Origin of the sequence: Devosia alba (genome assembly GCF_039938915.1) — a bacterium.
Taxonomy (GTDB): domain Bacteria; phylum Pseudomonadota; class Alphaproteobacteria; order Rhizobiales; family Devosiaceae; genus Devosia; species Devosia alba.
Genome location: NZ_JBDUUI010000004.1, coordinates 1 through 18,561 on the forward strand (window position 1 = coordinate 1; position 18,561 = coordinate 18,561).

Here is an 18,561-nt window from a genome sequence, read left to right on the forward strand (position 1 = left end):
GCGGCCAGTCTGGCGGCGGGCGGCCGGCTGATCTATGCGGCGGCGGGCAGTTCGGGGCTAATGGCGCTGGCCGATGCGTCGGAACTGCCGGGCACGTTCGGCATTGCGGGCGAGCGGATCGTGGTGCTGCTGGCGGGCGGGCTGGCGAGCCTGCCGGCACTGCCCGGCGGGCCCGAGGACGACGCCGAGGCGGCGCGGGCGGCAATTGCTGCCAGCAATGTCGGCCCGCATGATTGCATCATCGCCCTGACGGCGAGCGGCCATACGCCCTACCCGCTGGCGGCGGCAGCGGCCGGGCGCGCCGCCGGGGCGCGGACCATCGGCATCGCCAACAATGCCGGGGCGGCGCTGTTCGGGCAGGTCGACATCGCCATCTGCCTCGCCACGCCGCCCGAGGTGATTGCCGGCTCGACCCGCATGGGCGCGGGCACGGCGCAAAAGATCGCGCTCAACATGCTTTCCACCATGGTGGCGGTGCATCTGGGCCATGTGCATGACGGCTTCATGGTCAATCTGGTCGCCGACAATGCCAAGCTGCGCGAGCGGGCGCGGCGCATCGTGATGAGCGTGGCCGGGCTGCCCGAGGAACAGGCAGCCCAGTGGCTGGAGCGCGCCGATGGCTCGGTGAAGCTGGCGATCATGCTGGCGGCTGGTGCCGACGACGTGCCGGGCGCCCGGCACCTGCTGGCCACCCACGACAACCGGCTGCGCCCGGCGCTGGAGGCGCTAGGGCGTTAGCAGCGCTTCGGCCACAGCAAGTTCGGCCATGGCCAGGGCAGCGTCCCGGGTCCTGGCGGCGGCGATGAAGCGGCCATTGTGGCAAAAGCTTGCGCCGGCGACGCCGCTGGCGGCCTCCAGGTCATCATTGGTGAGACCGGCCCAGGCGGCCGGCAGGTCGGCGCGCACGGCAAAGCCGTCATCGTCCTGCCGGATAGTGGTCAGGCACCAGTCCTCGCCGCGGGGATGCACGACAAACAGCAGGTGATCGGCACCCGCCTTGACCACTGAGGGCCGGAACGGCATGCCCATGGGCAGTTCCAGCACGCGCCCGGCCCCGGCATTTTCGATGGCCTGGTGCACCAGGCCCTCGGCGCGCACTTTGGCGGCGCTGCGGGCAATCCGCGCCTCAACGAAACTGCGGGCAATGGCAAGCGCGGCGTGAAACCCGCGATTCTCGGCCTCGGGGTCGGTTTCATCGAACACCGGCTTGAGTGTTTCGAGCAGAGCCGGCAGGGTCAGCCCAGCCAGCGGCCCGGCAATCGAGGGGCTGAGCGCACCATTATCCATCAGGTCGATGGGCAGCACAAAGCTGGTGTCAAAGCTGGCATGGATGGTCTCGACAGCGTCCGCCGGCACGCCCGAAGCCGCCAGATAGTCATGGCCGAAGTGCTTCCAGACCAGGCCGAACGAACTGAATGGCTGGCCATCATCGCGCAGCGGCGCGCCGCGCTGGTGGTGATCAAAGATCTGTGCCGCCGCGTCATAGGCGCCGCCCACATCGTAAATGATGCGATCCGCGCCGGGGGTGATCCATTCCGGCGCCCGGCTGCGCATGATGGCAGCCTGGGGGAACAACCGGGTCAGGATCACGCTGGACAGCAATTCATCGGCATGGAAGCCACCCGAATGGGTGACGAGATATTGGACAGTCATGCCGGGATGCGCCTTGTGGTTTGCGGAAGCGCCCCAGATAGCCATTGTGGCGGCTTAGCTCAACCCGCGATTTTCCGCTGGACCAGATAAATGTGGTCGCAGGCCAACACGGTTTCACCGCGCTGGTTGAGCACCCGCACCTGCTCGATGATGCGGCCATGATCGGGGCGCTTGGGGTCGGGCTCAAGCCCGGTAATGGTCAGTTCGGTGTGGATGGTATCGCCGATGAATACCGGCTTGGGAAAGCGCAACCGCTCATAGCCATAGGTGAAGGATAGCGGGTTGATCACGCTGGCCGTCAGGCCGATGCCGATGGCAAAGGTCATGGTGCCATGGGCTATTCGCTGGCCCCAGGGCGACTCCTTCATCGCCTCGGCATCCATGTGGTGGGGGAAGAAGTCCCCGGTATGGCCGGCATGAACCACGAAGTCGGTTTCGGTAATGGTGCGGCCATTGGTCTTGCGGACCTCGCCGAGAACATGATCGTCAAAATAGCGTGGCTGTTCCATCAGAAGCTCTCCTCAAACAGCGTATTGATCGCCGCGACGATGACCGCCGCGTCTTCATGGGCGCGCAGCCCGTGGTTGAGCCGGTGTGACGCGGCATCCTGAAACGCCATATAGCCGTCGTGCCGCGGCCGCAGCCAACCGCCTTCCAGCGTCGCCCGCGTGTCGCGGTAGAAATTGTCGACGGCAGCGTTGACGCCGTCATCCTCCCAGGCAAGGCCATGGCCCGGCTGCCCGCCCGCCGTGGCATAGAGGGAGCGCTGCACCTGCGGGCTGGCCACCCAATAGGCGTAGCCGATGGCCGCCTCGCGATGGGGCGAAAAGGCCGACACGGCAATGCCGGTGCCACCGACGGCCGAGCCGATTGGCCCCTTGCTGCCAGCGGCTGGAATATCGGCAAATTTCAGCCGATGCGGCCGGAAGCTGGCCAGCGCATAGCTGAGATAGCCATAACCCAGCGGCATCAACTGGTACTGATCGGTGCTGGCCATGGCTTCGGACGCCGCAATGGGGTCCATCTCATAGTGTTCGGGCGCGATATGGTCGGTGACCTGGCGCAGCGTCTCGATCACCTGCACGCCTGCGGCGGCAGCAATCAGCTCGGGGCCGCTGGTGGCGCAGGGCGTGCCCAGATTGGCGGCCAGGGTATAAAAACTCATCAGCGAATGGGGCGCCCGCATCGGCAGGATGACTTTGCCTTGCCGCGCCAGGGCCGCCGCCTCGGCCCAGCGCGTCACCGGACCATCGAGCAGGTCTGGCCGAAACGCCTGCACCTGGGCGGCGGCGTCGATCGGGAAGGCCCATTGGTGCCCGGCATAATCGTAGCTGACATAGGATGGCCCGACGCTGTGTGCCGCCAGTTCGGCGCGCTCGGCCTCGCGACCGGGCACATCAAGCGGCGCCAGGCAGTTCTGCGCGGTAATCTGCCCGACATGGGGGTGATCGATGACGATCAGATCATATTGCCGGGCCAGTTCCTCGACCGGAAAGGACTCAAAATCCTGCAGGCTCCGCTTGTCCCAGACGATCTTGACGCCGGTTTCGGTCAACCAGCGCGCCGAGGTCGCCAGCATGGGATCGTAGCCACGGGGGTGGTCCCAGGTCATGCCCTTGAGGGTGATCATAGTCCGAATTCAGCCCTGATTCTGGCACTTTGCTCACCGATCAGAGGCGCGGCACGATAGGTGCGGGCGCGCTGGCCATTGATGCGCAGCGGTGAGCGGGTGGTGGTGATCGACACATTGTCCTCGCGGGTGACGGTCTGCAGCATGTCGAGGGCCTTGAAGCCCTCGCTGGCCAGCAGTTCGGGCCAGTCGAGCACCTTGGCGCACCAGATGTCGGCAGGCTCGAGAATGGCCAGCCAGTGGGCAGTGGGCTGGGTGACCAGCCGGTCGGCAATGATCTGCTTGATGGCGTCACGCTGGGTGAACCAGCTTTTGGGGTCGCTGAACTGGCCGAGTTCTTCAAGCTCCAGCAGCGCCTGCAAGCGGGGCAGCGGCGTCATGGCGATGGCCAGATAGCCGTCCGCCGTCGGATAGGCGCCATAGGGCGCCGAGAGATAGGCATGGGCCGAGCGGAACTGGCTGCGCCTGGGCACGCGGCGGCCATCATTGAGATGGGTGGTGAGCACCTCGAACTGAAAATCCACCAGCACTTCAAGCAGGCTGGTCTCGATATGGGCGCCCTGCCCCTTGAGGCCGCGCCGCACCAGTGCCGCCAGAATACCCTGCGCCACGGCGGCGCCGGCCAGCATGTCGGCAATGGCCAGCCCGAAGGGCACCGGGCCCTGATGCTCATCGCCATTGAGCCACATCACGCCCGAACGGGCCTGTGCCAGCAGATCCTGGCCGGGGCGGTCGACCCAGGGGCCTTCCCCGCCATAGCCGGTGATCGAGGCATAGACGATGCCCGGATTGATCGCCTTGACCGCCTCGTAGTCCAGACCCAGCCGCTCGATGACGCCGGGACGAAAGTTCTGCAGCACCACATCGGCCTTGGCCAGCAGGGTACGCAAGGCGGTCACGTCAGCGGGATTTTTCAAATCCAGCGCCAGGCTTTCCTTGGACCGGTTGATGGCGTGGAAAATCGTCGAATCGCCACCAATTTCGGTGTCGCTGAGATAGAGCTGACGGCTGAGGTCGCCGCCATCGGGGCGTTCGATCTTGATCACCCGTGCCCCCAGATCCTGCAGGCGCAGGCTGGCATAGGGGCCGGAGAGGAACTGGCAGAGGTCGACGACGACAAGGCCGTCAAGCAGGGGCGTTTCGGTCATGGCACATATCTCACGGGAACTGCTCCCCTACCCCTTGCAGGGCGGGGGTGGGATGGGGGTCGTTGCAATATGGCGGCAGGCGGGGCGCGCCCCACCCCGGCCCTCCGCTCAAGGGGGAGGCGACGACGACAACTGGATCAACGTGCATCTGCCACCTCCGCGAAATCCTCGGGCCGGCGGTACTTCACCGTCTGGATATGTTCGCAGTACAGCACCAGTTCGCCCTCGCCCTTGAACACTTCATAGGACGCGCGGCACAGCCCGAGTTCCCGGTATTTCGGGTGTTTTTCGAGATTGGTGCGGATGGTGTAGATGGTGTCGCCGATAAAGGTCGGCTTGATGAAGCGCAGCTTGTCATAGCCATAGCTGAAGGCGTTGACGCAATTGGTCGCCACCAGGCCGAGACCGGCAGAAAACACGAAAGCGCCGGCCACCAGCCGCCGACCGAACTGGCCCTCGGTGGTGGCGAAAATCTCGTCGGCGACATAGGGGTGCATGTCGGTCACCAGCGCATTGAAGGCCATGCTTTCGCCTTCGGAAATGGTGCGGCGCAGCGAGCGGATCTGGTGGCCCACTTCCCAGTCTTCGTAGAACCAGTTCTCGCTGTTCCACACCGGAATCCCGGCATGGGCGGCAGGCATGGTGCTGGGGTGGGTCGAGGAGGTGCCGATGGTGCTCATGGCCTGGCCTTGATCGGGGTTGCCGGGGTGGCGGCTGACTGGAAGGCGGCTTCGACCAGCGCCATGGTGTGCCAGGCATCTTCGACGGAGGTCAGCAGCGTCTGGTCCTCGCCGGCAGCGAAGCGCTGCAGATTGCTCATGGTGCCGATAAAGGCATGGGGGAACCAGCCGCCGGTCAGGGCAATCTGTTGCCAGTCCTCGCCCTTTCTGACGATCCAGAGTTCGTCCGGCTCGCCTTGCGGATAGTTCAGCAGCAGGCCCAGCTTGACCATCGCGGCACCCTCGGTGCCCTCGAAACGGAAGCTGGCGTCCTGGAACCTGCGGCCGAAATCATGGTGGTGATTGATCGACAGCGTCGTGCGCACGCCAGCGGTAAAGTCGAGCAGCGCACTGGTGCGGGTCTGGGCCAGATCGGTCGAAGGATGGCCCATGGTGCGGACGTGCACGCCAGTGGGATTGCCGAGAAAGGCGCGGATCAGGTCGAGATAATGGATGGAATGCACGGCGATTTCGACGCGCGGCGTGCCTTTGAGAAACGGAAACAAATGCCAGGGCGTCACCAGATTGAGGTGCACCTCGGTGTCGATCAGTTCGCCCAGATATCCGCGCTGCAGCGCGTCGCGCACGGCCAGCATCATCGGGGCAAAGCGCAACTGGAAATTAACGGCGGCGACCAGGCGCTTGGCGCGGCACAACTGCAGGATGGCCGTGGCCTGGGCCAGATCGCTGCCCATCGGCTTTTGCAGTAGCACGGTGGCGCCATCGGGCAGTTGGGCCAGCACATCGAGATGGGCCGCCGGGGGCAACGCCAGGTCATAGACAGCGTCCGGCACGGCCAGGGCCGCGTCGAGTGTGGCAAAGGCGGCGATATCCCATTTGGCGGCCAGGGCGCGGGCCTTGGCTCCGTCGATATCGAACACGCCCGCCACCGTGAAACCGGCCAGGCGATAGGCCGGCAAATGGGCGTCGTTGACGATGCCGCCAGCGCCGATGATGACGATCGGACGCGGCGCGCCGGGTATGGGCCAGCTCTGCTGCAGATCGGAAAAATCGCTGGGCACGCCTGCCCTCCCCTCGCGACATGTTTGACATCATTCTTATGTGAATAATCTTTTCACATACGGGCGACGGAAGCAAGGGTGGTGTCGTGTCACAAGTGGCCCTGCACGGACAGGCCAGGGTGCAATGCGATGATTGCAGCGGCAAAGAACAAGAGGCCTGCCAGCAGGCTTGGCCGCATGCCGGCAGCGTGCTGCCCGCTCAGTCGAGGTGGAAAACTTCTTCGGTGGCGGCCCACCATTCGCCCTCGGTCCGGCTGTCGAGCGGCGCCTGCATCGGCATGCACAAGGCCCACCATTGCTGGGTGATCGGGTCGGCGGCCATGGCTGCCATGTCGGCGTCATGGTCAGTGCCGGTGTATTCGTAATAGGCAAACAGCAGGTTTTCCGGCTCGCGCAGGAAGATCGAGTAATTGGTAATGTTGCTGGCCTTAATCTGGGCCAGCACATCCGGCCAGACATCGGCGTGGACGCGCTTGTAGTCGGCGATCTGCTCGGGTTTGAGGCCGATCACGGCACCGTAGCGTTGCATTTGAAGTCCTCCTTGGTTCGTTGCCCCCACCCAACCTCCCCCTGACAGGGGAGGGGCAGATCCGGTGTGGGGCTTGATCTCGCCCAAACCACCGACCGGATTTCTTCCCCTTCAGGGAAGGTCATGCGGGGGTGGCGGATGGGCATTATGTAACTGCTAGACCTTGTAAATCCGCTCGGCATTGGCGTGCAGCAGCCTGGCCTTTTCATCCTCGCTGGCGCCCTGGATGATCTGGTGCGTCGCCTCGACCCAGCGGGTCAGCGAGCCGGTCAGGGTCACCACCGGGTGGTCGGAGCCCCAGACCACCCGGTCCCAGCCGAAACTCTCGATGATATGCTCGACATAGGGGCGGATGGTGTCGACGCTCCAGTCGGGCCCGGCATAGGCGACAATGCCGGAGATTTTGGCCACCATATTGGGCAGTTTGGCGATACTGCTGATGTGCTGGCGCCACGGATCGAGCCCGGCGCCGGTCACATCGGGCACGCCGCAGTGGTCGAGAATGAAGGTCACGTCGGGGGCGCGCTCGGCCAGCATCTGGCCGATGGGCAGCTGATCGGCGCGCACGCAGAGGTCAAAGCTCAGATCGTAATCGGGCAGATGGCGGATGTTTTCGACGAACAGATCGGACTGGCTGAGATCGTCCGGTGCCTGGTGCAGAATGCGGCGCACGCCGGTGATGTGCGGGTGCTGGCTGAGCTGCTCGATATGGTCGACAAAATTCATCGATTCGGGCCGACAGGCGGCGATGGCGCCGGCAATGCGCGGCAGGGTGACCATGAATTCGCTCTCGGCCATCATGTCGGCGTCGGCGACATCGACCTCCATGTGCAGCGCCGATTCAATGCCCAATGGCAGCGCTTCGGCGAAGTAGTTTTCCACCGTCCACGGCTGGTTGATGGCCGGGGCACCCGCCAGCCAGGGATAGGCAAAGCGTTCGGGATAGACCAGGTGGAGATGGGTATCGAGAATGCGCATGGCGAGATTTCCTCCTAGAAATTCAAGGACCTGATGGCGGGCTTGGGCAGGCTCACGATGCGGCCTGGTTGGCGGCAGGGACTGGCTCTCCTCCGGTCAGCGCTGCGAGATTTCCTTACCGGCCTGCTGCAACAGCTTGAGCACGGTGGGCATGGTCGGCGCATCGAGCTTATCGAGGCGCTGCGTATAGGGACAGGTCAGGACGGCAATGACGGTGCCGAGCGGGCCAAAGATCGGCACGGACAGGTTGGAAACCCCCGAGACCTGGGCGCTGGGCATCATTTCATAGCCCTGCTCGCGCACCCCGATCAGTCGCGCGTCGAGGCCCTTGGGCATTTGCTCGATACGGCCAAGATCCTGCTCCTCAAGCATCAGCAGCCGCTCCTCGGGCGTTGCAAAGGCCAGAAAGACGTGGCCGGAACCCGTGTTGACCAGGCTGATGCGGCTGCCGACGCGAATCGAGACGTTCCAGTAGCCGGGGCCATCGACCTGGGCGATGACCACCAGGATATTGCGGTCCTGCACCACCAGATGACAGGCCTGCTCGGCCTTGAGGGCAAAATTGCGCAGCACCGGCATCGCCTGGCTGATCAGCCGGTGCATGGGCGGGCGGGCATGGCCGAGCTCAAAGAGTTTGAGGGTGATTTCGTAGCGGTCTTCAGGGGTTCGGCGCACATAGTCGCGGCGCACCAGCCGGTCGAGCATGCGATAGATTTCATTGGGCGTGCGGTCGAGCGCCTTGGCGATCTCGGCCTGGCTCAGCCCGTCAGCGGAGCCGGCCAGCAGCTCGAGAATGTCGAGCCCCTTGTCCAGCGCCGGCGCCCGATAGCGCTCTGCATCATCATCAATCGTCACGTTCCACCGCCCTCCCGATCTCTCGCCACCACATGGCTTAAATGGCTAACAGACTGCTAACAAAAACCATCACCAGATGCCCGCTGCCGTGCACAATAAACCAGTACCCCAGTCTATTGACGCCGGGTTTACGTTTGTGCTTACCTACAAATAGACTTTTCACATATGGATGATCAAGCCACAATACGGGGCTGCATCGGAAAGGTTTTCTGGAGGAAAATAATGGCAAACAAGATTCTGGTCAGGGCACTCCTGGCATCATGCGCAGTGGTGGCCCTGTCGGGTGCCGCAGCCGCACAAGACTTCGACTATGGCTCGTTCCCCGACTACACCCTCAAGGTGAAGCTGATCGGCGGCACGCAGTATGAAAAGCTCTATACCCGCATTCCCGAATGGGAAGCGCTGACCGGCGCCAAGGTCGAAATCGTCTCGTCAAAGAACCACTTCGATCTCGATCGCGAGATCAAGCAGGACATCGCCACCGGCCAGATCACCTGGTGCGTCGGCTCCAACCACACCAGTTTCGCCCCGCAATATGGCGATCTGTATATCGACCTGGCGGAAGCAATACCGGCAGAAGAGCTGGCCAAATATGTTCCCGGCACGCTCAAGTCGTCGATGGTGGATGGCCGCCTGGTGCAGCTGCCGCGCGTCACCGATGTCTCCAATCTCTACTACCGCAAGGACCTCTATGAGGACCCGGCCAGGATGGAGGCCTACAAGGCCGAGTTCGGCACCGATCTGGCGCCAGCCAAGACCTATGAGGAACTCAAGCAGCAGATCATTTTCTTTGCTGATCCGCCGAACCTGTACGGCACCGCGTTTGCCGGCAAGGACGAAGGCATGTCGGGCCGGTTCATGGAAATCCTGCGCGCCAATGGCGGCGATCTGTTTGACGAGAACTGGAACCCGACCTTCAACTCGCCCGAAGGCGTGGCTGCGTTGAACTGGTTCAAGGAGATCTATGACGCCGGCGCAGTGCCGGCCGGTACGGTGAACTATACCTGGGACGATATCGGCCAGGCCATGGCTGCCGGTCAGTTGGCCGTCGATCTGGATTGGCCGGGCTTTGCCGGCTTCTACAGCGACCCAAGTGCGTCAAAGATCTCGGACGTGCTCGGCTTTGCCGTATCGCCGGTCGGCTCGGCCGGTGTGCGCGGTGGCTGGTCAGGCTCGCACTCGTTCTCGGTGACCGAGGCGTGCGACAACAAGGAAGCGGCAACCTCGTTCGCCGTGTTCCTGACCAATGACGAAAGCGCGATGATGGAAGCGGAAGCCGGCAATCTGCCGACCCGCAGCAAAACCTTCGATGACGTCATCAACTATTTCAACGAGAACGGCAAAACCGCGCTCGCCGAAATGTTCCCGATCTGGCAGGCCAGCCTGGCCGATGCACGGACGCCGCCATTGATCCCGCAGTGGATCGAAGTCAGCAACGTGCTGTGGCCACAGCTGCAGGCTGCCATTGTGGGTGAAAAGACCGCACAGGAAGCGCTCGACAAGGCTGCTGAAGACGCCCGCATCATTCTTGAAGATGCCGGTATTCTGTAAGGCTCAATGCCGCCGCAGTTAATTCGGCGGCACCCCCCGCCGGATGGTCCTGGCAATACGGTGCCGCGACCGCGCTGTTCTCCCTCGCCCCCCCAGGGGAGAGGGAGAACAGCGCATCTGACGGCATTCAGCCCAGGGAACCAAGCTGAGCTAGACCAAGGAATATCGTGACCACAACCACCGAACCACTTTCCCCGCCGGGCTTCATGGAGGGCGTTGCTGCCTTTTTCCGGTCGCCGCGCGCTGTGCCCTATCTGCTGCTGCTGCCGGCCATGATCGTCATTCTGGCGGTGGTGCTGGTGCCGCTGCTGGTGTCGTTCTGGACTAGTTTCACCAGCTACAACCTGACCAAGCCAGCGACGCTGTTCAACTTTGTCGGCCTGCGCAACTATCAGCGCCTGCTGGGCAATGAGGATTTCTGGTGGGCCTTTGGGCGCACCTTCATGTTCGTCACCATTACGCTGAACCTGGAAATGCTGCTGGGCTTGGGCCTGGCGCTGCTGATCAACAAGATCACCTGGGGCCAGCGCACCCTGCGCACCATCATGATGTTCCCGATGATGTTCTCGCCCATTCTGGTGGGCTTCCAGTTCAAATATATCTTCAATGACTCGATCGGCCTGGTGAACAATGCGCTGTTCGATCTCGGGCTGATCTCCCAGCCCATCCCCTGGCTGGTCGATGGCACGCTGGCCAATTTTTCCATCATATTTGCCGAAATCTGGATGTCGACCTCGATCTTCGCCATTCTGCTGCTGGCGGGACTGATGGCCTTGCCCAAGGATCCCATCGAGGCCGCCAAGGTCGATGGCTGCAATCCGCTGCAGGTGTTCCAGCACATCACCCTGCCCTTCCTGATGCCGTTTATCTACATCGCCATGACGATCCGCTCGCTCGATGTCGCCAGGGCCTATGACATGGTGCGCATCATGACCAATGGCGGCCCGGCGGGCCGTACGGAGCTGATCTGGACGCTGATGACCCGCACCGGGTACCAGAACAGCCAGATGGGCATGGCCAATGCCATGGGCTATATTTCGATCCTGCTCTCAATCGCCTTTACCGTGTTCTTCTTCCGCAAGCTCACCGCGGCACGCAGCTTTATGGGAGGCGCACAATGAGCCAGATGAGCATGGAAAAGCCCTGGCAGCGCTGGCTGATCCGGTTTGGCGTGTTTGTCGCCATGGTGATCCTGACCGTGCCGGGCCTGTGGGTGGTGCTGACCGCCTTCCGCCCCAATATCGAAGTGCTGGCGCGCCCTGCCGTCTGGATTCCCCAGCAGTGGACGCTGGACAATTTTGCCCGGCTGTTCGGGCAATCCGACGCCCAGCAGGGCTTGCCGGTGGCACAGTATTTCATCAACTCGCTGGTCATCTCGCTGACCTCGACCGTCATCGCGGTGGTGATCGGCATGGCCGGCGGCTACGCCTTTGCCCGCTACCGCTTCCGCGGCAAGGCGACGCTGTTTCTGGCCTTCATGCTGAGCCGCACCGTGCCGGGTGTGGCGCTGAGCCTGCCACTGTTCATCATCTGGGCGCGGCTGGGGATCATCGACACCAGTTTCGGGCTGATCGTGGTCTATCTGGCGGTCAATATTCCCTTCACCATCTGGCTGACCGACGGGTTCTTCCGGCAGATTCCGGTCGATCTGAGCGAAGCCGCCCAGATCGATGGCTGCACCGCCTGGCAGGCCTTCTGGAAGATCGAATTCCCGTTGGCCCGCTCCGGGCTGGCCTCGGCGGCGATCTTTGCCTTTCTCACCTCGTGGAACGAATATGCGCTGGCCAGCCAGCTGACCCGCACCACAGCGAGCAAGACCATGCCGGTCGGGCTCATGGACTTTACCGCCCAGTTCACCGTGGACTGGACCGGCATGAGCGCCATGGCCGTGCTCATCATCATTCCCGCCCTGGTTCTGACCTTCATCGTGCAAAAGCACCTGATTGCCGGTCTGACCTTTGGCGGCGTCAAATAAGGAAATTTCGGTGGCACAGGTTCGTCTGGACAAAGTCAGCAAGAGCTATGGCAAGCTGGAGACGGTGCATGGCATCGATCTCGAAATCGCCCATAACGAGTTCGTCGTGCTGGTGGGGCCCTCGGGCTGCGGCAAATCCACCACGCTGCGGATGATTGCCGGGCTCGAAGAAATCACCAGCGGCAAGATTTCGATCGGCGACCGCGTGGTCAATGATCTGCCGCCCCGGGCGCGCAATATCTCCATGGTGTTCCAGAGCTATGCGCTCTACCCGCATATGACGGTACGCGACAATCTCGGCTTCGGACTCAAGATCGCCAATATGGCCGAAGCGGAAATCACCAAGCGCGTCGATGAGGCCGCCGAAATCCTGGGGCTCGGGCCGTATATGGAGCGGCTGCCGGCGAACCTGTCGGGCGGGCAACGCCAGCGCGTTGCGATGGGTCGCGCCATAGTGCGCAATCCCGACGTGTTCCTGTTTGACGAGCCACTGTCCAATCTGGACGCCAAGCTGCGCGGCCAGATGCGGGTGGAAATCAAGAAGCTGCACCAGCGGGTCAAGACCACCGTGATCTATGTCACCCACGACCAGGTCGAGGCGATGACGCTGGCCGACCGCATCGTGATCATGCGCGATGGCCATATCGAGCAGATCGGCACGCCCTCGGACGTGTTCGAGCATCCGGTCAATATCTTCGTCGCCGGCTTCATCGGCAGCCCACCGATGAATTTGCTCGACGCCGTGGTCAGCAATGGCAAGGCGCGGCTGAGCGACGGCATTGAGGTGCCGCTGCCCGCCGGGATGGCGGTGCAGGAGAACCAGGAGATCGTGCTGGGGTTCCGGCCGGAGAGCCTGGCCCCCAAGGGCCATGCCCTGCATGGCGATGGCGCGGCGCTGACGCTGGAGCGCACCGTCGTCATCGCCGAGCCGCTGGGCACCGAGACCATTCTGTTTGTGGAAATGGGCGGCATGGATGTGCAGGCCAAAATGCTCAATCCACGCGTTGTGGCCCCCGGCGAAACGCTGGAATTCACCCTCGACCTGAGCCGGCTGCATGTCTTTGACAAGGCATCGGGCAAGCGCGTGACGGTGTAGGCATGGCCAAGATCGTTCGTATCGACCTGCTGATGGTCGACCTGGTACCCAAGGTCAAACGGGTCGACGCGATCCAGAGCTTTGTCTCCCAGGAGACCCCGTTTGTGCGCATCACCGATGCCGATGGCGTGGTTGGCACCGGCTATAGCTATACCATCGGCACAGGTGGGCCTTCGGTGATGGCCCTGCTGGAACGCACGCTGGGGCCGGCGATCATCGGGCGGGATGCCTATGACATCGAGGCGATCTGGCGCGACCTGCTGTTTTTGACCCATGCCACGACGGTGGGCGCGCTGACGGCCATCGCCATGGCGGCGATCGACACGGCGCTGTGGGATTTGAAGTGCCGCAAGCTGGGCCTGCCGCTGCATAAGCTCGCCGGCGGGGCGCAGCGCGAAATCGCGCTCTACACCACCGAGGGCGGCTGGCTGCACATCGAGCAGGCGGCGCTGGTGGAGGACGCCCTGCGGGCCAAGGAAGCCGGGTTTGGCGGCTGCAAGCTCAAGGTCGGGCGACCGATCCATGAGGATGTGGCGCGCATTGCTGCGGTCCGCGACGCCGTGGGGCCGGGCTTTGAGATTTTCACCGACGCCAACCAGGCCTTTGCGGTGGACGAAGCGATCCGCCGGGCCCGCGCCTATGAGTCGCTCGATATTGGCTGGCTGGAAGAGCCCCTGCCCGCCGACGACATTTCGGGCCATGTGCGGCTGAGCGAACATACCAGCCTGCCCATCGCGGTAGGCGAAAGCCTCTATTCGATCAGCCATTTCCGCGAGTATTTGCAGCGCCATGCCGCCAGCGTGATTCAGGTCGATGTCGGCCGGATTGGTGGCATTACCCCCTGGCTGAAGGTGGCGCATATGGCCGAGGCGTTCAATGTCGCGGTCTGCCCGCACTTCCTGATGGAACTGCATGTATCGCTGTGCGCGGCGGTGCCCAATGCCCGCTGGGTGGAGTACATTCCCCAGCTGGACGCCCTGACCACCCAGGGCATGAGCATCCAGAACGGCAAGGCCCGACCATCGGATGCGCCAGGGCTGGGTATTGAATGGGATTTTGACGCCATCAACCGCCTGGCGGTCGAGGGCAGTCGCACAACACTACAGTAGGAAATCAGGCATGGCCGATCTCACCGGGAAAATCGTTCTCATCACCGCTGCGGCGCAGGGCATTGGCCGGGCCTCGGTGGAGGCTTTCGTCAAGGCGGGCGCCAAGGTGATTGCCACCGATATCAATGCCGGCAAGCTGGCCGAACTCGAGGGCATGGCCGGCGTTACCACGCGGGTGCTCGACGTGCTGTCGGCCGAGGCGGTCAAGCAGGCGGTCGCCGAGATCGGCCAGATCGACGTGCTGTTCAACTGCGCCGGCGTGGTGCATTCGGGCAGCGTGCTGGAAATGCGCGATAGCGACCTCGACTTTGCGTTCGATCTCAATGTCAAAGCGCAGATCCGCACCATCCAGGCCGTGCTGCCACAAATGCTGGCGCGCCAGGACGGCGCCATCATCAACATGGCCACGGTCGCTTCTTCGGTGAAGGGCGTGCCCAACCGGGCCGCCTATACCATCTCCAAGGCTGCCGTGGTCGGACTGACCAAGTCGATTGCCGCCGATTTCACCACCCAGGGCATCAGGGTCAACGCCATCTGTCCGGGCACGGTGGATTCGCCCTCGCTGCATGAGCGCTGGCACGCCACAGGCGATTTTGAGGCGGCCAAAAAGGCGTTCATCGCCCGCCAGCCGATCGGCCGTATCGCCCGGCCCGAGGAAGTGGCCGACCTGGCCGTCTATCTGGCCGGGGCAACCTATACCACTGGCCAGGTTCACATCATCGATGGCGGCTGGACCGCCTGATCCCACCAGTACACTCTGGTACCGAGTATGCCATGACCAAGATTACCAGCCTGACCACCCACGATCTGCGCTTTGCCACCTCGGCTGCGCTGGACGGTTCGGACGCGATGAATCCGGACCCCGACTATTCAGCCGCCTATGTCATTGTGGGCACCGATGGCGCCCATGAGGGCCATGGGCTGACCTTCACCATCGGGCGCGGCAATGAAGTGGTGGTTGCGGCCATCGCCGCGCTGACCGAGCGCGTCGTGGGCCTCGATCTGGCATGGATCGTGGAGAATCCCGGCCGTTTCTGGCGGCACATTACCGGCGACAGCCAGCTGCGCTGGATCGGCCCGGACAAGGGGGCGATGCATCTGGCGACCGGGGCGGTGGTCAATGCGGTGTGGGACCTGATGGCCAAGGCGGCGGGCAAGCCGGTCTGGCAATTGGTGGCCGATATGAGCCCCGAACAGCTCGTCTCGATCATCGATTTCCGCTATCTCACCGACGCCATCACGCCCGCAGAGGCGCTGGCCATTTTCCAGCAGGCGGCCGTCGGCAAGGCCGAGCGGGTGGCGACGCTCAAGGCGGAAGGCTATCAGTGCTACACCACCTCGGCAGGCTGGCTGGGCTATTCGACCGACAAGCTGACGCGGCTGGCGAGCGAGGCGGTCGCAGCCGGCTTCCAGCACATCAAGATGAAGGTTGGCCGCGATCTGGATGACGATATCCGACGGCTCGAGATCGTGCGGTCGATCATGGGACCGGACCGCCATCTGCTGATCGACGCCAACCAGGTGTGGGAGGTCGATGAGGCGATCGACTGGGTCAGGCAATTGAGCCGCTTCAACCCCTATTTCATCGAGGAGCCGACCAGTCCGGACGATGTTTCGGGCCACCGGGCGATCCGCACGGCCATTGCGCCGGTCAAGGTGGCGACCGGCGAAATGTGCCAGAACCGCATCATGTTCAAGCAGTTCATCAAGGACGGCGCCATCGACATCGTGCAGATCGATGCCTGCCGGATTGGCGGGCTGAACGAAGTGCTCTCGGTGCTAGTGATGGCGGCGAAATACGGCTTGCCGGTATGGCCGCATGCCGGCGGCGTGGGGCTGTGCGAATATGTGCAGCACCTCAGCATGATCGATTATCTGGTGGTCTCGGGCAGCAAGGAAGGTCGCGTGATCGAATATGTCGATCATCTGCACGAGCACTTCATCGATCCCTGCGAGATCCGCAACGCCGCCTATATGCCGCCGACCCAGCCGGGTTTTTCGATCCAGATGAAGGCGGCCTCGATTGCCGACAACGCCTTCAAGGGCTGATTGCCGCCGGGCTGCCCAGAGCCAGCGTTACGCGATGGTAGCGCTGCGCATCTGACTGGCGTCATTGCCAAGAGCCATGCGGCAATGCTCGTAGTACCGGGTCCGGCTGACGAAGCCGGCGGGGGTGTGGGCCGAGGCGCGAGTGTCGGGGCCGTTTGGGTTTTGGCGGGAGGCGGATATCGCCCTGGCACGGGTCATCCCGGCGAAGGCCGGAATGGCATGGTCTGTGTTGCGCGTCCTTGGCTGGCTTTTCTGAACCCGAGCGCAGCGGCTTGCGGGCGGTGTCGCTGGCAGGATAGCGGCCCGGAATGTCTTCAGTGCGCCGGGTGGAAATGGCGGGCCACTTCCCTGAACAGGTTCAGATCCTCCAGTGAATCGGCTAGCGTGGTGCGGTTGGGTCGGCCCGTGGTGATGCTGTCGTGGAAGGCGTCGAGCTCGATGCGGAAGGGGTCTTCGTAGACCGGGCCGATGATTTCGGTGCCCGTATCGGTATCGCTCGACGATGTGATCTCGAGACGCGTCGGCAGGTTGCGGATATAGGGCGTGTCGTAGTTCAGCTTGAAATGCTGGCACTGGGTCAGCACTTCAATGCCGGCGTCAAAGCGGGAGACGTCGTCGATCACCGCCTCGTAGAGCGCGGTGAAGTGCCCGTAGTCAAACAGCGCGACCACGGTCTCGCCATTATGCTGCACCGCGTAGCGGACACCTTTGGGTGCGCCCAGCAGGTCGCGCATTGCCGAAAAGCTGTGCGAGGAGAGACCGGTCAGCACCTGATAGGCGCGCAAGGCATCGGGCGGGCAATCCTCACCCATGACAGCGCGCAGCATGGCCTGGGTGCGGCTGCGGCCAGCGGCGATGAGTTCGGGCGGAACGTCGCTGGGGCGAAGGATATTGCGGGTCTGGGCGACAAAGAAGGGCGCCTCGCGGATGATGTCGCGGATGCGGACATGGCGGATCTCGTCAAGCGGCGGCAGGCGCTGCTTGAGTTCGAGGAAAGGCCGCGAAAAACGCCGCATATAGCCCACGAACACCACCTGGCCGGAGCGCTGGGGCAGCTCGAGGATGGGGCGCAACTGGTCGGCGCTGAGGCAGGCCGGCTTTTCGATAAAGACATGCTTGCCCGAGGCGATCGCCTGCTCCAGCAATTCGGCATGCAGGTGATCGGGCGTCAGGATGAACACGGCGTCCAGCGCCGGATCAGCGATCAATGCCGCGGCATCGGCGTGGCGCGTCGGTACGCCATAGCGGGTGGCCACGTAATCGACGAGGCTCGGCGACACGTCGGTGACGGCGGCAATGGCAAAACGGCCATCGTCGGCCAGCAGCGGCAGGTGCATGAGCTGGGCGACTTCGCCGAGGCCGATCAGGCCGGTCTTGATGGGATGGGTCATGGAGCGATGGCATTCATGTAAGCGAGGTTGCGGGCGGCCAGTTGCAGCGGCGTTTCGGCCGCATCGGCGGCAATGTCCTGCTCGACAACGATGGGGCCGGTAAAGCCGCACTCGGCCAGCAGGCGCATGACGGCCTGGATATCGACCACCCCGTCGGGCAGCGGGCACATGACGCCGGCGCCATAGGAATCGGCAACCGAGAGCTGCCCGTCGAGCACGCGCTGGCGCACGGCGCCGTCGACGTTTTTCAGGTGCATATAGGCAATGCGGGGATAGACGCGCGCCATATAGGCCAGCGGGTCCTGATCCCAGAAGGCGTGGTGGCCGGTATCAAAGCACAGGTCGATGTCGGTTTGCTGCAGCAGCTGATCGATCTGGCTTTCGCGCTCCACGGCGGTGCCGATATGGGGATGAAAGCTGAGCTTGAGACCAAACCCGCCTTCGACCAAGTCCTGCGCATCGCGCACCATCTGCGTCAGACCATTCCAGCCTGCGGCGTCCAGCACTCCTTCCTGGCCCTTGGGGTACCAATTGCTCTCATCCATGAGGACAAGGTGCTCGGCGCCAAGCGACACCAGCAGCGGCGCCAGATCGCGCAGGGTCTGCATCAAGTGGGGCCCCGAAGCGCTGTCGCCGAAGGTGTGGACATGGGTCGCGCCGACCATGGTCAGGTTGCGCCGGGCCAGTTCGGCCTTGAGCAGGTCCGGATCCCCGGGCAGGAAGCCGAACGGCCCCAGTTCGGTACCGCGATAGCCGGCAGCGGCAACCTCATCGAGATATTGTTGCCAGCTATAGGCATTGCCGGTGGGATAGGTGATGCCCCAGGAGCAGGGTGCGTTGGCGATCAGCATGTGTG

19 protein-coding genes are annotated in these 18,561 nt (G+C 63.4%); 8 read left to right on the forward strand and 11 right to left on the reverse strand.

The features are described from left to right. The coding region (locus tag ABFY71_RS07135) for an N-acetylmuramic acid 6-phosphate etherase (protein ID WP_347945334.1) at positions 1 to 738 on the forward strand (738 nt) is incomplete at its 5' end. Here the strand turns inward: ABFY71_RS07135 and ABFY71_RS07140 are convergent. From ABFY71_RS07140 to ABFY71_RS07180, 9 genes are all read right to left on the reverse strand, one after another. Continuing rightward, entirely contained in the window at positions 727 to 1,653 is a 927-nt protein-coding gene (locus tag ABFY71_RS07140) for an MYG1 family protein (RefSeq protein WP_347945335.1), read from the reverse strand. The two genes, ABFY71_RS07135 and ABFY71_RS07140, sit on opposite strands and share 12 nt — an antisense overlap. Positions 1,654 to 1,712: 59 nt before the next feature. Further along, positions 1,713 to 2,162: a MaoC/PaaZ C-terminal domain-containing protein gene (locus ABFY71_RS07145; RefSeq protein WP_347945336.1), complete on the reverse strand. Its 450-nt coding sequence runs from the start codon at positions 2,160 to 2,162 to the stop codon at positions 1,713 to 1,715. Next, complete coding sequence (locus tag ABFY71_RS07150) at positions 2,162 to 3,283, reverse strand: extracellular solute-binding protein (RefSeq protein WP_347945337.1); 1,122 nt, start codon at positions 3,281 to 3,283, stop codon at positions 2,162 to 2,164. The genes ABFY71_RS07145 and ABFY71_RS07150 overlap by 1 nt, the downstream gene beginning before the upstream one ends. After that, complete coding sequence (locus ABFY71_RS07155; protein ID WP_347945338.1) at positions 3,280 to 4,431, reverse strand: CaiB/BaiF CoA transferase family protein; 1,152 nt, start codon at positions 4,429 to 4,431, stop codon at positions 3,280 to 3,282. The genes ABFY71_RS07150 and ABFY71_RS07155 overlap by 4 nt, the downstream gene beginning before the upstream one ends. A 137-nt stretch (positions 4,432 to 4,568) precedes the next feature. Beyond that, positions 4,569 to 5,111 (reverse strand): MaoC family dehydratase, encoded by a 543-nt coding sequence (locus tag ABFY71_RS07160; RefSeq protein WP_347945339.1) that lies wholly within the window; start codon positions 5,109 to 5,111, stop codon positions 4,569 to 4,571. After that, complete coding sequence (locus tag ABFY71_RS07165) at positions 5,108 to 6,172, reverse strand: Gfo/Idh/MocA family protein (protein ID WP_347945340.1); 1,065 nt, start codon at positions 6,170 to 6,172, stop codon at positions 5,108 to 5,110. Before ABFY71_RS07165 ends, ABFY71_RS07160 begins: the two co-directional genes overlap by 4 nt. A 199-nt stretch (positions 6,173 to 6,371) precedes the next feature. Next, complete coding sequence (locus ABFY71_RS07170; protein WP_305582616.1) at positions 6,372 to 6,701, reverse strand: L-rhamnose mutarotase; 330 nt, start codon at positions 6,699 to 6,701, stop codon at positions 6,372 to 6,374. A gap of 156 nt (positions 6,702 to 6,857) precedes the next feature. Next, the gene (locus ABFY71_RS07175; protein ID WP_347945341.1) at positions 6,858 to 7,679 is read right to left on the reverse strand and encodes an amidohydrolase family protein; all 822 of its coding nucleotides are present in this window, start codon (positions 7,677 to 7,679) and stop codon (positions 6,858 to 6,860) included. A 96-nt stretch (positions 7,680 to 7,775) separates the two neighbouring features. Beyond that, positions 7,776 to 8,534 (reverse strand): IclR family transcriptional regulator, encoded by a 759-nt coding sequence (locus ABFY71_RS07180; RefSeq protein WP_305582620.1) that lies wholly within the window; start codon positions 8,532 to 8,534, stop codon positions 7,776 to 7,778. Positions 8,535 to 8,756: 222 nt separating this feature from the next. Between ABFY71_RS07180 and ABFY71_RS07185 the strand changes: the two genes are divergently transcribed. From ABFY71_RS07185 to ABFY71_RS07215, 7 genes are all read left to right on the forward strand, one after another. Then, a complete protein-coding gene (locus ABFY71_RS07185; protein WP_347945342.1) occupies positions 8,757 to 10,085 on the forward strand; it encodes an extracellular solute-binding protein in 1,329 nt (442 codons plus the stop codon). A 206-nt stretch (positions 10,086 to 10,291) separates the two neighbouring features. Next, complete coding sequence (locus ABFY71_RS07190) at positions 10,292 to 11,206, forward strand: carbohydrate ABC transporter permease (RefSeq protein ID WP_305582684.1); 915 nt, start codon at positions 10,292 to 10,294, stop codon at positions 11,204 to 11,206. Beyond that, positions 11,203 to 12,060, forward strand: a complete 858-nt coding sequence (locus ABFY71_RS07195; RefSeq protein ID WP_305582624.1) for a carbohydrate ABC transporter permease — start codon at positions 11,203 to 11,205, stop codon at positions 12,058 to 12,060. Before ABFY71_RS07190 ends, ABFY71_RS07195 begins: the two co-directional genes overlap by 4 nt. A gap of 10 nt (positions 12,061 to 12,070) precedes the next feature. Continuing rightward, positions 12,071 to 13,156: an ABC transporter ATP-binding protein gene (locus tag ABFY71_RS07200; RefSeq protein WP_347945343.1), complete on the forward strand. Its 1,086-nt coding sequence runs from the start codon at positions 12,071 to 12,073 to the stop codon at positions 13,154 to 13,156. A 2-nt stretch (positions 13,157 to 13,158) separates the two neighbouring features. Continuing rightward, entirely contained in the window at positions 13,159 to 14,265 is a 1,107-nt protein-coding gene (locus tag ABFY71_RS07205; RefSeq protein WP_347945344.1) for a mandelate racemase/muconate lactonizing enzyme family protein, read from the forward strand. A 10-nt stretch (positions 14,266 to 14,275) separates the two neighbouring features. Next, positions 14,276 to 15,007 carry an SDR family oxidoreductase gene (locus ABFY71_RS07210; protein ID WP_305582630.1) on the forward strand — a complete coding sequence of 244 codons (732 nt, stop codon included), beginning with the start codon at positions 14,276 to 14,278 and terminating at the stop codon, positions 15,005 to 15,007. Between the two features lie 32 nt (positions 15,008 to 15,039). Continuing rightward, the gene (locus ABFY71_RS07215; RefSeq protein ID WP_347945345.1) at positions 15,040 to 16,314 is read left to right on the forward strand and encodes an L-fuconate dehydratase; all 1,275 of its coding nucleotides are present in this window, start codon (positions 15,040 to 15,042) and stop codon (positions 16,312 to 16,314) included. A 314-nt stretch (positions 16,315 to 16,628) separates the two neighbouring features. Here the strand turns inward: ABFY71_RS07215 and ABFY71_RS07220 are convergent, their stop codons facing one another. Both ABFY71_RS07220 and ABFY71_RS07225 read right to left on the reverse strand, forming a co-directional pair. After that, complete coding sequence (locus ABFY71_RS07220; protein ID WP_347945346.1) at positions 16,629 to 17,705, reverse strand: Gfo/Idh/MocA family protein; 1,077 nt, start codon at positions 17,703 to 17,705, stop codon at positions 16,629 to 16,631. Next, positions 17,702 to 18,556: a sugar phosphate isomerase/epimerase family protein gene (locus tag ABFY71_RS07225; RefSeq protein WP_347945347.1), complete on the reverse strand. Its 855-nt coding sequence runs from the start codon at positions 18,554 to 18,556 to the stop codon at positions 17,702 to 17,704. The genes ABFY71_RS07220 and ABFY71_RS07225 overlap by 4 nt, the downstream gene beginning before the upstream one ends. Positions 18,557 to 18,561 lie beyond the last annotated feature (5 nt).

What these genes read in the sequence shown, in the direction of transcription:
- ABFY71_RS07210 (WP_305582630.1), top strand. Translation starts at nt 14,276, where the DNA reads ATGGCCGATCTCACCGGGAAAATCGTTCTCATCACCGCTGCGGCGCAG.
- ABFY71_RS07220 (WP_347945346.1), bottom strand. Translation starts at nt 17,705, where the DNA reads ATGACCCATCCCATCAAGACCGGCCTGATCGGCCTCGGCGAAGTCGCC.
- ABFY71_RS07190 (WP_305582684.1), top strand. Translation starts at nt 10,292, where the DNA reads ATGGAGGGCGTTGCTGCCTTTTTCCGGTCGCCGCGCGCTGTGCCCTAT.
- ABFY71_RS07175 (WP_347945341.1), bottom strand. Translation starts at nt 7,679, where the DNA reads ATGCGCATTCTCGATACCCATCTCCACCTGGTCTATCCCGAACGCTTT.
- ABFY71_RS07145 (WP_347945336.1), bottom strand. Translation starts at nt 2,162, where the DNA reads ATGGAACAGCCACGCTATTTTGACGATCATGTTCTCGGCGAGGTCCGC.
- ABFY71_RS07205 (WP_347945344.1), top strand. Translation starts at nt 13,159, where the DNA reads ATGGCCAAGATCGTTCGTATCGACCTGCTGATGGTCGACCTGGTACCC.
- ABFY71_RS07155 (WP_347945338.1), bottom strand. Translation starts at nt 4,431, where the DNA reads ATGACCGAAACGCCCCTGCTTGACGGCCTTGTCGTCGTCGACCTCTGC.
- ABFY71_RS07170 (WP_305582616.1), bottom strand. Translation starts at nt 6,701, where the DNA reads ATGCAACGCTACGGTGCCGTGATCGGCCTCAAACCCGAGCAGATCGCC.
- ABFY71_RS07225 (WP_347945347.1), bottom strand. Translation starts at nt 18,556, where the DNA reads ATGCTGATCGCCAACGCACCCTGCTCCTGGGGCATCACCTATCCCACC.
- ABFY71_RS07215 (WP_347945345.1), top strand. Translation starts at nt 15,040, where the DNA reads ATGACCAAGATTACCAGCCTGACCACCCACGATCTGCGCTTTGCCACC.
- ABFY71_RS07150 (WP_347945337.1), bottom strand. Translation starts at nt 3,283, where the DNA reads ATGATCACCCTCAAGGGCATGACCTGGGACCACCCCCGTGGCTACGAT.
- ABFY71_RS07160 (WP_347945339.1), bottom strand. Translation starts at nt 5,111, where the DNA reads ATGAGCACCATCGGCACCTCCTCGACCCACCCCAGCACCATGCCTGCC.
- ABFY71_RS07195 (WP_305582624.1), top strand. Translation starts at nt 11,203, where the DNA reads ATGAGCCAGATGAGCATGGAAAAGCCCTGGCAGCGCTGGCTGATCCGG.
- ABFY71_RS07185 (WP_347945342.1), top strand. Translation starts at nt 8,757, where the DNA reads ATGGCAAACAAGATTCTGGTCAGGGCACTCCTGGCATCATGCGCAGTG.
- ABFY71_RS07140 (WP_347945335.1), bottom strand. Translation starts at nt 1,653, where the DNA reads ATGACTGTCCAATATCTCGTCACCCATTCGGGTGGCTTCCATGCCGAT.